Origin of the sequence: Flavobacterium ginsenosidimutans, assembly GCF_037478105.1 — a bacterium.
GTDB lineage: Bacteria > Bacteroidota > Bacteroidia > Flavobacteriales > Flavobacteriaceae > Flavobacterium > Flavobacterium ginsenosidimutans.
In genome coordinates, this window is record NZ_CP147988.1 from 4551579 (window position 1) to 4564541 (window position 12963).

Consider the following 12963-nt stretch of genomic DNA (forward strand, 5'->3'; position numbering starts at 1 on the left):
TATGAAGAAACGACATAACAATACATTTTCAATTTTTGCGCTTTTTGTTTTGTTTCAAATTTGTCTGAGCGGTTTTGCTCAGACAAAGATGAATATTAATGACAATTGGCTTTATCTGGAAAATCATACTACAAACCTCAGCGAAGCACAAAGAGCTTCTAACTGGACTTCTTTAAACTTACCGCATACTTGGAACGCAGAAGATGCAACCGATCTATATCCAGGTTATAGACGCGATGCAAGCTGGTATCAAAAAAAATTAAATATTCCGAAAATCGACAAAAACAAGGTTTATTCTTTATACTTTGAAGGATCAAACGTAACAACTAAAGTTTATGTAAACGGAAAAGAAGCTGGATTGCATATTGGCGGTTATATTGGTTTCTCAATTGATATTACGAATTTAATTAAAGAAGGAAATAACGATATTTTTGTTCGCGTTGATAATAGTTATGATATTGAAATTATTCCGTCTCAAAAAAGTGATTTCTTTATTTATGGTGGAATTACGCGCGATGTCTGGCTCGTTTCGAAATACAAAAATCATATTGAAAATATCAAAATCACAACTCCTGAGGTTTCTGCCAAAAAAGCTTCGGTGAAGATTGTTTCTTCTTTTGTAAATCCAGATAATTCAAAGGATTTATCTTTAACTATAACACTTAAAAATCCGAAAGGGAAAAAAGTAGCGAGCAAAACCGTTTTGGTTACCGATAAAACTTCGACAATTACTTTCGAAAACATCAAAAATCCAGAACTTTGGGATACCGAAAAACCAAATTTATACCGACTTTCTGCTGTTTTATCAGAAAAAAATATAATTAAAGATAGCGTTTCTGAAAAAGTAGGCTTTAGATGGTTTGAATTTAAAGATCATGGTCCGTTTTACCTTAACGGAAAACGCTTATTAATTCGTGGTACACACCGTCATGAAGAACAAGCTGGAGTTGGAGCTGCGATGAGCAACGAACAGCATTGGGCAGATATGAAATCGATTAAAGAAATGGGCGCCAATTTTGTACGTTTAGCCCATTATCCGCAAGATCCAGAAGTTTATAAAGCTTGCGACGAATTAGGTTTATTGGTTTGGGATGAATTGCCTTGGTGCCGTGGCGGAATTGGAAATGATGTTTGGAAAACTAACACCAAAAATATGTTGTCGGAAATCATCAATCAAAATTACAATTATCCAAGTATTGTTATCTGGTCTTTAGGAAATGAAATTAACTGGCTTCCTGATTTTCCTGACGGAGATAACGCAGATAAAACCAATGTATTTTTAAATGAATTGAATGATATCGCTCATAAACTCGATCCCACAAGAAAAACGGCTATTAGAAAATATTATGAAGGATCACATATTGTAGATGTGTTCTCCCCTTCTATCTGGTCTGGCTGGTATTCGGGCAGTTATAAAAGCTACCAGAAAGCAATTGATGTTTACAAAAAAGAATACAAGCATTTTATTCATGCTGAATATGGTGGAGACAGTCATGTTGGCCGTCATAGCGAAAACCCAATTACTGGCGAAAATGTGATTAAAGCTGAAGGTTGGGAAGAAGCTATTGTGCAGACCAAAGTTGCCAATATTGCGCAAATTGGCGATTGGAGCGAAAACTATATAGTTGATTTGTTTGACTGGCATTTGCATATATCCGAGAATGACCCAACGTTTGTGGGAAATATTCAATGGGCATTTAAGGATTTTGCAACGCCGTTACGTCCAGAAGATGATATTCCGTACATGAACCAAAAAGGTCTTACGGATCGAAACGGAATTCCGAAAGATGCGTATTATGTATTTAAAAGCTATTGGGCAAAAGAACCTTTCACTTACATCGAATCGCATACTTGGACAGAGCGACAAGGGTCAGAAAATACACCGAGAACAATCAGTGTTTTTAGTAATTGTGATAAAGTGACTTTATACCATGACGGAAAATCATTGGGAGAAAAACAGCGAAATCTTTCTCTTTATCCTGCAAATGGTTTAACTTGGGAAGTCAATTTTAAAAAAGGAGAAAACGTTCTAATTGCCATTGGCAAAAATAAAGATGGAAAAACGGTTTCTGATACTATTAAAGTCAATTATCGTTTCAATAAAAATGATACGGCTTCTTCTTTGCAATTATCATCAGAAAAACTAAAAAATGGCAATTATCTGGTTACGGCAATTGCAATTGACAACAATAATTTACGCTGTTTGGATTATGAAGCGAGTGTTTATTTTCAATGTTTAAAAGGAGGAAAAACATTAAAAAACCAAGGAACACCAACGGGAAGTGAATCTATTAGAATGGCAAATGGAAAAGCTTCTATCGAAGTTATCCCTGATGGTTCTGGAAAACCGATTGAAATGACGGCTTTGAACCAAAGTTTTAAAGGAGAATATTTGAAGATTCCCGTTGAATAAAAAAGGTTCTAAGTTGCTAAGGGACTAAGACGCTAAGTTTTTTTAGTCTAGTTTGTCATCCTGACGAAGGAAGGATCACACTAGAAGCTCCGCAATCTTTGGCGCCAATCTTTGTAGAGTTACGAGTGTGATCCTTCCTTCGTCAGGATGACAAAAAAGAGAAAACTTCGTGCCTTAGTGTCTTCGTGACAAAACACATAATAAACAAATTTACAATGAAAAAAATTCTAACATTCCTACTCCTAACCTCGTTCGCAATTGGACAATCACAAGGTTTAATTTCAAACGTTCCAAACCGAAATACCACTTCTTTAAACGGAGTCTGGAATTACATAATTGATCCATATCAAACAGGTTTTTACAGCTTTCATCTTGACCAATACGATAAACAGGAAAAACCAGCAAAAGGCGCATTTTTCACGAATTATCATGCTCAAAACAAACAGGAATTAGTAGAATATGATTTTGATAAATCGCCAACAATTACTATTCCAGGCGATTGGAATTCGCAGATTACGGAACTGAAATATTATGAAGGAAATGTATGGTTTAAAAAATCTTTCGATTACAATTTAGCAGCCAACAAACGTCTGTTTTTATATTTGGGAGCTATCAACTATAAAGCTGATGTTTATTTAAACGGAAAAAAACTAGGAACTCATGAAGGTGGTTTCACGCCGTTTAATTATGAAGTAACTTCGATTGTAAAACCAACTGGAAATTATTTGGTCATCAAAGTGGATAATACCCGTCATAAAGAAGATGTTCCAACCGTAAACACCGATTGGTGGAATTACGGCGGAATCACTCGCGATGTGACTTTAATTGAAGAGGAATCTTCATTTGTGGAAGATTACAACATTCAGCTGAAAAAAGGCAATGCGAATGTTATTTCAGGTTTTGTCAAAATCAACAATTTAGATGCATCAAAAAATCAGATTTCGATTGCTATTCCTGAATTAAAAATCAACTACAAAGGAAAAGCTGACAGTAACGGAATTTTAAACTTTGAAATCCCAGCAAAAAAAATCTCTTACTGGTCGCCAGAAAATCCGAAATTATATGATGTTACTGTGGACTTTAACGGAAAAAAATTAAACGACAAAATTGGTTTCAGAACAATTGAAACGCAAGGTGATAAAATCCTGCTGAACGGAAAACCAGTCTTTTTGCGCGGAATTTCGATTCACGAAGAAAATGCCAAAGGCGGACGTGCAAATTCTCAGGAAGATGCTTTACGTTTATTAAACTGGGCAAAAGAATTGGGCTGTAATTATGTTCGTTTGGCGCATTATCCGCATAACGAGAATATGGTTAGAGAAGCGGATAAAATGGGATTAATGGTTTGGGAAGAAATTCCGGTTTATTGGACGGTTGAATTTACTAACAAAAATACCTATCAAAATGCACAAGATCAGTTAACCGCTGCTATTACAAGAGATAAAAACAGAGCGAGTATTGTTATCTGGTCTATGGCAAATGAAACTCCAGTTTCTGACTCTCGAAATACTTTTATCACGAATTTGGTAAATCATACAAAATCATTGGATAATACAAGATTAATCAGTGCTGCTTTATTAACGCATGACGGAAAAATTGACGATGAAATTGGTAAATCGCTTGACATTATTGCTTTCAATCAATATTTAGGCTGGTATGGCGGTAATTTAGAAAATGCTGAAAAGACATTTTGGACTACGCCATACAACAAACCTGTTTTTGTTTCTGAATTTGGAGGTGATGCTAAAGCTGGATTTCACGGAGAAAAAAACGAACGCTGGACAGAAGAATACCAGGAATATTTATACATTCAGAATCTAAAAATGATTGAAAAGATTCCTCACTTGAGCGGAACAAGTCCGTGGATTTTGGTTGATTTCAGATCTCCGAAAAGATTGCTTCCAGGTATTCAGGATGGTTACAATCGTAAAGGATTAATTTCGAATGACGGTGAAAAGAAAAAAGCGTTTTATATTATGCAGGATTGGTATGCTAAAAAGAAAAAGGAATATTAAAAAATTATTTTTACATAATGTTAATTTGTAGAGACGTCCTGCAGTGCGTCTCTACGGAAAATAGGAACGGAAATAAAATTATTTTGTCAAAACTGTTACCAATTCATTAACAAAAAACAGGCTGCAAATTATATGATTTTTCTTTATTATTAACTTACTTTGTAGTTATTCTAAAAATTGTAATCCTATGAAAAAAATTTATTTACTGGCAGTTACTTTGTTTGCTGCCTTTACAGTTCAGGCACAAGAAGTGGTGAAATTTGCTCCACTTGATGCAAGTCCGGTTGATATTTCTTATTTCCCGAACAAAGCTGTTAAATTCAAAAAAACAGATAATCCAAATCCAGTTATCAAAGTGCTTTACGCAAGACCTTCTGCAAAAGGAAGAACTATTTTTGGAGATGTTGTAAAGTTTGGTGAAATTTGGAGAGTTGGTGCTAATGAAAACACAGAGATTAAATTCTACAAAGATGTAACTATTGGCGGTAAAAAAGTTGCTGCAGGATATTACAGTTTATTTGCTATTCCAGAAAAAGATAAATGGACGATCATTATCAATAAAGAATTGGATTTATGGGGAGGTTATGCTTACGATGAAAGTAAAGACGTTGTAAGAGTTTCTGTTCCTGTAAAATCTGTAAGTGAAACTATCGAAGCTTTATCTATTGCTTTTACGACTCAAGGTAATGTTGCAAATCTTGTTATTGGATGGGATAAAACAACCGTTGAATTACCAATTACGATTAAGTAATTAATCGTTTTTAAGATATAAAAAGAGGCATCTAATATGCCTCTTTTTTGTTTATATAATTGCATTTGCAAACACAATCCTATGCAAACATAGCCCGTGGTTTCAACCACGGGGACGCTAAGCATATAACATTACGTATATTAAAATACGTTTTCCGTGGTTGAAACCACGAGCTATGTTTAAAATTGGAACGTAAAACAAAAAAAGGCATTTTTCAATGCCTCTTTTTTTTCTAAACCTTAGCGATTTCTATAATTTTATCCAACGTGATTGGTAAATCTCTAACACGTTTTCCGGTTGCATTGAAAACGGCATTTGCAATTGCTGGCGCCATTCCGACTAAAGCGGTTTCTCCCAGACCTTTTGTTCCCATTGGGTTACTAATTGGGTCTTTTTTATTGACGAAGAAAACTTCTTGTTTTTCTATATCCGCATTTACAGGAACATGATAATCAGCGAAATTATTGTTGATTGGACGGCCAAAACGATGATCAATTTCAAGCGCTTCCATCAATCCCATTCCGATTCCCCCTACTGCTCCACCGAACATTTGCCCCGCAGAAGTTTTCTGGCTGATTACGGTTCCAATATCGGCACAAGACACAACATGAGCCAATCTTATTTTACCCAAATTCGGATTCACTAATACTTTTACAAAATGAACCGAAAACGAATAAATGGAATATTTCTTAGCTTCTTCTGCAGCTTTAGAAAGATTTTCTACTTCAAAATCTTCTAATTTATTACTGCTTAAGAGCGCCGCTAATGTAACCGATTTAGATTTGTCTTTTTTAGAAGAAACTGCACCATTTTCAAAAGTTAAATCTGTGAGAGCGATTCCTTTTAATACAGGATTTTTACTTCCCAATTCAATTATTTTATTCAGCAACAAATTGCAAGCGTCGTGAACCGCAGAACCAACAGATGAAGTCGTTGCCGAACCACCTTGCGTTGGACCTTTTGGCAAACCGCTTTTTCCCATTTCGATAATCACATTTTCTGATGGGAGACCAATTACTTCAGCTCCAATAGCAGTCATCATAGTAGCCGTTCCTGGCCCCATATCGTTTACACTGCATTGCAGTACTAAATCTCCATTGGCTAAGAATTTTGCTTTTACAGAAGTTGGGCTTCTATAACAGCCGAAAGTTCCAGTTCCCATTCCGTAACCCACTAGCCAGTTTCCTTCTTTAACAGAACCGGGTTCATTTTTACGGTTTTTCCAGCCAATGCGTTCCATTCCGCCTTCGTAACATTCTAAAAGAAATTTACTACTCCACGGTTTATTTTGTTCCTGATCTTTTTCGGCATAATTCAGCTTGCGAAATTCAATCGGATCTAAGTTTAATTTATAAGCCATTTCATCCATCGCACTTTCTAAGGCAAAAGAACCTGTCGCCTCGCCCGGTCCACGCATCCAGATCGGTGTGCAAGTATCCAAAGGCACAATTCTGTAACGTGTCGAAACATTGGCACAATCATAAATAAATCGGGACATGTTTACGGTACCCTCCATAAAATCCTCATAGCCTGAAGTCATTGCAACCGCTTCATGCGTTAATCCAGTCAGTTTTCCATCTTTAGTTGCCCCAAGCCCCATTTTCTGAATCGTGTAAGGTCTGAAACCAACATTGGTAAACATCTGTTCGCGATGCAGTACTAATTTAACTGGACGATTTAATTTTTTGGCTCCAATTAAAGCCGCTATTTCATACGGCCAAGTATGCAATCCCATTCCGAAAGCGCCGCCAAGATACTCCGCATGAACCTCAACATCTTCAACAGGCACTCCAAAAACTCCGGCAACACTTCTACGCGTTCCCTCGACACCTTGACTTTTGGTATATAAAATGGGTTTATTTCCGTCCCATTTGGCTATGATATTTGCCAATTCCATCGGGTTATGCACCTCGGTTGGAATCGTATATTCGGTTTCCAAAATAACCTCAGCATTTTTATAACCATCATGTTCTCCGCGATGGTAATCATTTCCTTTATCGGTTTCGACTTTCTTTTCTTTTTCAGCTGCTTTTTTAAGTTCTGTCGAATGTTCTTCTTTAAAATAATCGGCTTTAATTAAACTCGCCGCATATCGCATACGCTCAAAAGTATCGGCAATCACCAAAGCAATGGGCTGATCGTAATACAAAACTGAATCATCCTTGAAAATCTGCAAGGGCTGACCAAAATTATGCTTGTCTTTTGCTTTTTCGTAGCCAGCAGGTTTATCCACATTTAAATGCGTAATTACAGCCAAAACTCCTGGCGCCCATTCCGCTTTTTTAGTATCAATGGTTTTAATTCTTCCTTTCGCAATCGTACTTCCTACCAAACAAGCATAAACAACGCCTGCTGTTTTATATTCTGCCGAATAAGTTGCTGAACCCGTTACTTTAGCAAATCCGTCAACTCTATTAATATTACTTGTCTTGCTCATAATTTAATTATTTTGATGCTGCTATTGTAAGTGCTTCTGCTACTGCATTCTCTCCAAGCGTTATTTTAAAATTATTATCCCCGAATCCTTTTGCTCCTTTCATAGACAAATGGCCTGCTTGTTTAAATAGATCTTCAGAAACTGTTTTTCCTTTCAGGAATTTTTCTGTTTCAGTCAATCTCCATGGTTTATGTGCCACACCTCCCATCGCCAATCTGACATCATTTATGGTATTATTTTTTATATCTAAAGCCACAGCAACAGACACCAATGCAAAAGCATAACTCGTCCTGTCACGAACTTTAAGATAATGCACATTTTTAATAAAATTATTATCTGGAATTTCAACAGCAGTAATCAATTCTCTGCTGTCAAGTGTATTGTCTTTTTCTGGTGTATTTCCAGGAAGTTTATGAAAATCAGTAAACTTAATTTCTCGTTTTCCTTTTGGACCATCTACCAAAACTGTTGCATCGAGCGCCGCCAAAGCCACACACATATCACTTGGGTGAACGGCAATACAACTATCCGAAGTTCCAAAAACAGCTGCCATTCGGTTAGAACCGCCAATCGCACCGCATCCGCTTTTTGGTACTCGTTTGTTGCAAGGCATATCGGTATTGTAATAATAAGAGCATCTCGTTTTCTGCAGCATATTACCTCCAACTGTCGCCATGTGACGAATTTGCTGAGAAGCTCCAGCAGCTAATGCTAACGCCAACAAAGGATATTTTTCTTTAATAGAAGCATCTTCGGCAACCTGACTATTTTTTGCTAATGCACCAATCGAAACTTTTCCTTTTAAGAACTCTATTTTCTTTAAGTCTAATCCGTTAATGTCAACCAATTTATCTGGAGCGACAATATTCTTCTTCATTAAATCCACCAGATTGGTTCCTCCCGCAATAAACATAGAAGAATCATCTTTTGCTTTTCCTGTAATTGCCGAAGACGACGACAAGGCTTTAATTATCTGAAAGTTTTTCATATTTCCTTCCCTCCTTCCTTCACTTCCGTTATGGCGTCAACGATATTATGATAAGCACCGCATCTACAGATGTTACCACTCATATATTCACTGATTTCTTCTCTGCTATTAGCATGACCTTCTTTGATACAAGCAATTCCCGACATGATTTGTCCTGGCGTACAATAGCCACACTGAAAACCGTCGTGTTTGATAAAAGCTTCCTGCATTGGATGTAGTTTTTTACCTTTTGAAAGTCCTTCAATTGTTGTGACTTGTGAGTTTTGCTGCATCGTTGCCAAAGACAGACACGACAAAATTCTAGTTCCATTTACGTGAACGGTACACGCACCGCATTGTCCGTGGTCACATCCTTTTTTGGTTCCAGTAAGCTGTAACTGTTCGCGAAGTAAATCCAATAACGTAGTTCTTGGTTCAATATTCAGATTGTGTTTTGTGCCATTTACTTCAATAGAAAGCGGTACTGTTTCTAAATACTCCGCTATTTTTTCATCCCATTTCTTTTCTGTAGCCATAACCAACGAGGGCGGCGTCAGGGCAAGGGCGGTAAAAAGTCCTGATTTCTTTATAAAGTCACGACGGGAACTAGCATCTTCCGGTGTTACTTTATCCTGATTTGTTTTTTTAGAAGCCATTCAGTCTATTTGTTAAATTAGCAAATTCGCTTTTGTCATTCTAACAAATTTAGCGATCTTATGTAAGAAAAAATTATAAAATTCAAACATTACTCTTATTTAGAATAATTACAATTTTGTTTTTTTAACCGCAAAGGGTTTTCGCAAAGTTCGCCAAGTTATTTTTCTTTCGCAGATTTGGCAGATAATGCAGATTTTAAATACGATGAAAAGATTTACACAGATTCTTTATGATAGAAATAAATAAAAAATCTGTTTAGATCTGCAAAATCTGCGAGAAACAAAAAATTATACACATTAAAATTTTGCGTTCTTTGCGAAAACCCTTTGCGCCTTTGCGGTTAATTTTTTCACGTAGATTAATTCTGAAATTGTATTTTTACTGAACTAAGCCCAAATTATGCCACAACAAGAAATCATTTATCTTGATAATAATGCCACGACCCGTGTTGATGAGCGTGTTGTGAATGCGATGCTTCCGTATTTTACTGATTTGTATGCGAATTCAACAGGAACACATTTAGCGGGATTAACGGTAAAAGAAGCTATTGAAAACGCTGCATGGCAAACATCTGATTTAATAAATGCTGATGCTGATGAAATTGTATTTACTTCGGGTGCGACTGAAGCAATAAATCTGGCGATAAAAGGTCTTGTCGATCAAGACCGAAAACATATCGTTACCATTCAAACCGAACATAAAGCGGTTCTGGAAACTTGTCGTTTTATGGAAAGTATTGGTTTTGAAGTGACTTATCTTCCAACTGATTCTGACGGACTTATAAGTCTTCAACTTTTAGAAGAAATAATTACAGATAAAACACTGGTTTTCATAGGAATGTTTTCTAATAATGAAACTGGCATCATACAAAATATCAGTGCAATTTCTAAAATATTGAAAGCCAAAAATGTACTTTTTATGTGCGATGCCACACAGGCTGTTGGTAAAATTCCTGTCGATGTAAAAAAACTCGGAATTGATCTTTTGACTTTATCTGCACATAAATTTTATGGTCCGAAAGGAATTGGCGCTTTGTATGTTTCTGCGAAAGCCAAAATAAAATTGTCTCCTCAAATTCTTGGAGGAGGGCAACAAAGAAAATTACGAAGCGGAACGCTAAATGTTCCCGGAATTATCGGTTTAGGAAAAGCATCGGAAATTGCTGTAAATGAATTAGAAAAAGATCAAAATAGAGTTTCTCTATTACGAGACAAACTTGAAAAAGGTTTATTACAATTTGAAGGTTCTTTTGTAAATGGAAATACAGAAAACCGAATTTACAATACTGCAAATATTTGTTTTCCAAATGTAAATTCAGAACAGCTAATTTTGGCTTTAGGAAATGTTTCGGTTTCTAATGGCGCTTCTTGTTCGGCGGTGACTTCTGAGCCTTCGCATGTTTTAAAAGCAATGGGATTATCTGATGAAGAAGCTTTGAGTTCGGTTCGTTTTAGTTTGGGAAGATTTACTACTTCTGAAGAAATTGATATTGCTGTTGAGCGTGTTTTGAGTCTCGCTAAGCAGTTTGCCACGAAGGCGCTAAGACACTAAGTTTTTTTCTTTTTTTATACTTTTAATCTCGCAGAGACGCAAAGTTTTTATGAATTGCTTCTTGTTAGTTTGCCACTAAGGCACTAAGACTCTAAGTTTTTTATTTTTTGTAATCTCGAAAAGGCGCAGAGACGCGAAGGTTATTTTTGTCATCCTGACGAAGGAAGGATCACACGCGGGAGCCGACAAAGATTGAGGATTTACTTTATGGAGTTTCTAGTGTGATCCTTCCTTCGTCAGGATGACAAACTGGATCTAGAAAATCTGTGTAAAAAAAAACTTTGTCACTCTGCAACTTTGTCCCTTTGTCCCTTTCTTCAGGATGACAAACTGGCTCTAGAAAATCTGTGTAAAAAAAACTTTGTCACTCTGTAACTTTGAACCTTTGTCCCTTTCCTCAAGAAATTAACTTAAAATAATCTTCCTCTGTATCAATATCTATATTCCCTTTTTCGAAAGGAACTGAGACAACATCTTCAGCATATTTTTTAATGAGCTTTTTGGCGCCTTCTTGTCCTTTTAATTCCAGAAGTTCTTGAAAGTATTTTTTATGAAATAAAACTGGCGTTCCTAAAGTTTCTGAGTATGCAGAAGCTGCAATTCCTTTTTTCGTTTTGTTGGTTTCAATAATTAAATTTTCAAAAATAGAATGATTAACAAAAGGTTGATCACAAACTGCTAAAATACATTGTTCACAATCAGGATTTTGATTTAATAATTCGCTAATACCGTTTACGATTGAAGAAGACATTCCGTTTTCCCATTCCGAATTAAAAGAAAATGTGATTTCGGGCAAATTAAGCTCTTTTTCGATTACATCATGGTTTGAACCTGTCACAACTATTGCAAACGAATTTTCGACCTTCAAAGCTTCTGAAACGGTATTTTTCAGCAAAGTAGATTCTTTATATTCCAGCAATTGTTTTGGTCTGCCTAATCTGGAAGAATTACCCGCAGCCAAAATAATAATACCTGTTTTATTTTGAAATCTATTCTCCATAATGAATTTCATCATGTATTTTCCCTTTTTTATATTTCAGCGACGTTCCTATACGTTCAGATGCAACGGCTTTAATTTCCGAAACAATCGACAAAGCGATTTCTTCTGATGTTTCTGCGCCAATATCGAGCCCAATTGGAGTATGAATTCTTTTCATCTGCTCTTCGCTTACTCTTATTCCTTCAATCAAAAGATCGTCCAGCATTCGGTTGAATTTTGACTTCGGACCTAGAATTCCAACATAATGAAAATCGGTTTTTAGCAGCGCTTTTAAAACTGCTAAATCGTATTTGTAATTGTGCGTCATCAAAGCAAAATAGGTCTGATCGTCAATAACAATATTCTCTAAAAATTGTTCGGGTTTTACAACCAAAACTTCATTGGCTTTAGGAAAACGTTTTTTAGTTGCATGAGTTGCTCGGCCTTCTCCAATAGTAATTTTCCAGCCTAAAATTGAAGCCATTTTTACTAAAGGCTGAATATCGTTTCCTGCGCCAGCAATTACTAGCGAAATAGAAGGTTTTATGTATTCTATTAAAGCTTCGTTGTCGTTTTCTTCCTGAAGTTTTTTCACTACAGAAGTTTTAGTTTTCAGCACTTCTTTTACATCAGAAATTAAACTTAAAGCTTCGTTATTATGGTTTAAAACAGGACTGTCTTTTCTAAAAAATAAAGTTGTTCCAATCTGAAAAGCATTTCTTTTTAAAGAAAAAACGGTTACTATTACTGCTTCTTTTCTTTCTAATTCCAATTGCTGCAAAAGCTGAATTGGGTTATTTGAAACCTCTTCATCAATATATTCAAAAAGAATATGAACGATTCCGTTGCATCCGAGCTGTAAACCCACTTCTGCATCATCTTCGTTATTCGTATTGTAAGTAACTAATTTATTTTGCTTTTGATGGATTGATAGAAGTGCTTTTCGTAACGCGTCGCCTTCCAAACAGCCACCGCTTATTGCCCCCGTCAATTCTCCATCTTCTGTAACCAGCATACGCGCGCCAGGCTGTCGATATGACGAACCTTCAACTTTAACGACTGTTGCTAAAGCTGTTTTTTTTCCTTCGGATTCTGCTTGCGAATAGGCTTTAAGAATTTCGTTGATTTCTTTCATAGATATTCTTCATCAATAGAAACTTAATATTGATGACATTTTTTATTACCTAAAAGTA

At 36.1% G+C, this 12963-nt stretch carries 9 protein-coding genes; 4 read left to right on the forward strand and 5 right to left on the reverse strand.

Features of this window, described 5'->3' with window-relative positions:
* Position 1: 1 nt before the first annotated feature.
* The 3 genes from V6624_RS19595 to V6624_RS19605 all read left to right on the forward strand — a co-directional run bounded on the left by V6624_RS19595 (position 2) and on the right by V6624_RS19605 (position 5179).
* A complete protein-coding gene (locus V6624_RS19595; RefSeq protein ID WP_111289622.1) occupies positions 2–2413 on the forward strand; it encodes a glycoside hydrolase family 2 protein in 2412 nt (803 codons plus the stop codon).
* 215 nt (positions 2414–2628) lie between these two features.
* On the forward strand, positions 2629–4428 hold the full coding sequence (locus V6624_RS19600) for a glycoside hydrolase family 2 protein (RefSeq protein WP_111289620.1): 1800 nt from the start codon (positions 2629–2631) through the stop codon (positions 4426–4428).
* A gap of 187 nt (positions 4429–4615) precedes the next feature.
* A complete protein-coding gene (locus V6624_RS19605) occupies positions 4616–5179 on the forward strand; it encodes a DUF2911 domain-containing protein (protein ID WP_111289618.1) in 564 nt (187 codons plus the stop codon).
* A 232-nt stretch (positions 5180–5411) separates the two neighbouring features.
* On the opposite strand, the gene V6624_RS19610 is transcribed toward V6624_RS19605, so the two are convergent.
* The 3 genes from V6624_RS19610 to V6624_RS19620 are packed head-to-tail and all read right to left on the reverse strand — an operon-like array spanning position 5412 to position 9239.
* Positions 5412–7616 carry a xanthine dehydrogenase family protein molybdopterin-binding subunit gene (locus V6624_RS19610; protein ID WP_111289616.1) on the reverse strand — a complete coding sequence of 735 codons (2205 nt, stop codon included), beginning with the start codon at positions 7614–7616 and terminating at the stop codon, positions 5412–5414.
* A gap of 7 nt (positions 7617–7623) precedes the next feature.
* On the reverse strand, positions 7624–8604 hold the full coding sequence (locus tag V6624_RS19615; protein ID WP_111289614.1) for an FAD binding domain-containing protein: 981 nt from the start codon (positions 8602–8604) through the stop codon (positions 7624–7626).
* Positions 8601–9239 carry a 2Fe-2S iron-sulfur cluster-binding protein gene (locus V6624_RS19620; protein ID WP_111289612.1) on the reverse strand — a complete coding sequence of 213 codons (639 nt, stop codon included), beginning with the start codon at positions 9237–9239 and terminating at the stop codon, positions 8601–8603. The genes V6624_RS19615 and V6624_RS19620 overlap by 4 nt, the downstream gene beginning before the upstream one ends.
* Positions 9240–9639: 400 nt before the next feature.
* Between V6624_RS19620 and V6624_RS19625 the strand changes: the two genes are divergently transcribed.
* Positions 9640–10791 carry a cysteine desulfurase family protein gene (locus V6624_RS19625; RefSeq protein WP_111289610.1) on the forward strand — a complete coding sequence of 384 codons (1152 nt, stop codon included), beginning with the start codon at positions 9640–9642 and terminating at the stop codon, positions 10789–10791.
* Positions 10792–11188: 397 nt separating this feature from the next.
* On the opposite strand, the gene V6624_RS19630 is transcribed toward V6624_RS19625, so the two are convergent.
* Together V6624_RS19630 and V6624_RS19635 are read right to left on the reverse strand one after the other, a co-directional pair.
* The gene (locus tag V6624_RS19630) at positions 11189–11806 is read right to left on the reverse strand and encodes a nucleotidyltransferase family protein (protein ID WP_239455722.1); all 618 of its coding nucleotides are present in this window, start codon (positions 11804–11806) and stop codon (positions 11189–11191) included.
* Positions 11781–12905: an XdhC family protein gene (locus tag V6624_RS19635; RefSeq protein WP_111289606.1), complete on the reverse strand. Its 1125-nt coding sequence runs from the start codon at positions 12903–12905 to the stop codon at positions 11781–11783. Before V6624_RS19635 ends, V6624_RS19630 begins: the two co-directional genes overlap by 26 nt.
* Positions 12906–12963 lie beyond the last annotated feature (58 nt).

Excerpts from the sequence above, each read along its gene's own strand:
- V6624_RS19620 (WP_111289612.1), bottom strand. The coding sequence starts at position 9,239 with ATGGCTTCTAAAAAAACAAATCAGGATAAAGTAACACCGGAAGATGCT.
- V6624_RS19600 (WP_111289620.1), top strand. The coding sequence starts at position 2,629 with ATGAAAAAAATTCTAACATTCCTACTCCTAACCTCGTTCGCAATTGGA.
- V6624_RS19625 (WP_111289610.1), top strand. The coding sequence starts at position 9,640 with ATGCCACAACAAGAAATCATTTATCTTGATAATAATGCCACGACCCGT.
- V6624_RS19595 (WP_111289622.1), top strand. The coding sequence starts at position 2 with ATGAAGAAACGACATAACAATACATTTTCAATTTTTGCGCTTTTTGTT.
- V6624_RS19635 (WP_111289606.1), bottom strand. The coding sequence starts at position 12,905 with ATGAAAGAAATCAACGAAATTCTTAAAGCCTATTCGCAAGCAGAATCC.
- V6624_RS19605 (WP_111289618.1), top strand. The coding sequence starts at position 4,616 with ATGAAAAAAATTTATTTACTGGCAGTTACTTTGTTTGCTGCCTTTACA.
- V6624_RS19615 (WP_111289614.1), bottom strand. The coding sequence starts at position 8,604 with ATGAAAAACTTTCAGATAATTAAAGCCTTGTCGTCGTCTTCGGCAATT.
- V6624_RS19630 (WP_239455722.1), bottom strand. The coding sequence starts at position 11,806 with ATGATGAAATTCATTATGGAGAATAGATTTCAAAATAAAACAGGTATT.
- V6624_RS19610 (WP_111289616.1), bottom strand. The coding sequence starts at position 7,616 with ATGAGCAAGACAAGTAATATTAATAGAGTTGACGGATTTGCTAAAGTA.